This is a genomic window from Roseibium aggregatum (assembly GCF_014692675.1).
Classification (GTDB): Bacteria; Pseudomonadota; Alphaproteobacteria; order Rhizobiales; family Stappiaceae; genus Roseibium; species Roseibium aggregatum_C.
Genome location: NZ_JABFCZ010000075.1, coordinates 1 through 1,572 on the forward strand (window position 1 = coordinate 1; position 1,572 = coordinate 1,572).

The following is a 1,572-nucleotide window of genomic DNA, read 5'->3' on the forward strand; positions in this document are numbered from 1 at the left end:
CAGGCTGCACACGTTCTTGCCAAGATCAATTCCAAGTACAAAAATCGACATCGGTCCGTTCCTCTCTACCTCAAATACAGAGCAATCCTATCGGATCGCTCCGGAGAGGGGCGGGCCATCCCATAATTATCTGCATGAGCGGGTCGGACGACATGGTCCGGCCTTTTTTATTGGCATTTAATTTTGAACTGGAAACGCCGGTGGGCCCGCCCAACATATACCGGCTGAGTTCAGCCCCATTCCATGGAGCCATGGTCATGCTGCGTTTGCCATTCCGTCGTTCGGGACTTCTGATTGCGGCCTTTCTCCTGTTTGCCGCGGTGTCTGGCCAGGTTATGGCGGCCGGCGGGGAAATTCCGCTGCCGACCGAGGACCTGACGATTGCGACGGAAAAAGGCCCGCAGCAGTTCACCGTGGAGGTTGCCGCCACGGACGAACAAAAGGCGAAGGGCCTGATGTTCCGCGAAAGAATGGCGCTCAACCAGGGCATGCTGTTCCTGTTTCAGGCCGCAGGCGAACGCTATTTCTGGATGAAGAACACACCCTTGTCGCTGGATATCATCTTTATCGATGACAGGGGCTCGATCATCAGCATCGCGGAAGGGACAACCCCTTATTCCGAAACGGTCATCCCTTCCCAAGGGGCCGCGAAATATGTGCTGGAACTGCTTGCCGGCACGTCGCGCCGGCTCGGGATCAAGCCGGGTGATCAGGTTCAATCCAGCTCCATCAAATAACATCAGGTCGAAATTCCACCTGCGGTTGGTATAACTGCCCGGATACTCCCGCGTTTCGAGTGCGCTCGATAAATTTACGTAGGAGATTTTAAATATATTGGGTGGAAAATAGTCGACAAGACTTGGCTTGTGATACGGGAAGATGACCAGGCACTTCATCCGCGACGGCTCTGACAAAAGCTCTCTTCTTGGTTGCCTGATGGAAACCATGCATCAGGGGATCACGGTCATCGACGCGGATCTGAATGTGGTCCTCCTCAACGCCGCTGCGCGGCGTCTTCTGAATTTCCCCGACGACGCCATTGGCGACAACCCTACCATGGAAGACCTGATCCGGTTCAACGCCAGACGGGGGGACTACGGTCCGGGCGATCCGGAAGAGCAGGTCCGGGAGAGGCTGGAGCGGGCGCGGCGGTTCGAACCGCACGACTTTGAGCGCGTCCGGCCGGACGGCACCATCCTGCGCATCCAGGGCACGCCGACTGCAGACGGCGGTTTCGTGACGATCTACAGCGATGTCACCCGGGAACGGACCCAGGAACAGGAACTGCGCGAGGTTCGCGCACAGCTGGAAGAACGGCTCGATGACCGGACCCGCGAACTCAAGGACAGCCGCGACCTGCTGCTCAATGCGATCAATGCGGTGAAGGACGGCATGGGGATTGCCGATCAGCGGGGACGGGTGGTTCGTAAGCGCGAAGCCGACCCCATCTAGCGCGGCATGAGGTTATGGGCGAGAGGTTGTGACACTGAAGGAGCGGAGGAGCTTACGGTGTCAGTTTCTATGTCTGCGCCTATGACTGATGATAGAAGTTTCCATGTTCTTGAAGCGGTT

Annotated in this window: 2 protein-coding genes; both read left to right on the plus strand. The window is 57.3% G+C overall.

Going from position 1 to position 1,572, the window contains the following annotated elements; all coding sequences use genetic code 11:
- Positions 1 to 737 (plus strand): DUF192 domain-containing protein (locus HK439_RS26735; RefSeq protein ID WP_209012088.1); only part of this gene is annotated, 737 nt, incomplete at its 5' end.
- A gap of 142 nt (positions 738 to 879) precedes the next feature.
- Positions 880 to 1,452, plus strand: a complete 573-nt coding sequence (locus HK439_RS26330; protein ID WP_190294453.1) for a PAS domain-containing protein — start codon at positions 880 to 882, stop codon at positions 1,450 to 1,452.
- Positions 1,453 to 1,572 lie beyond the last annotated feature (120 nt).

Coding starts and splice junctions, on each gene's coding strand:
- HK439_RS26330 (WP_190294453.1), top strand. CDS start 880: ATGACCAGGCACTTCATCCGCGACGGCTCTGACAAAAGCTCTCTTCTT.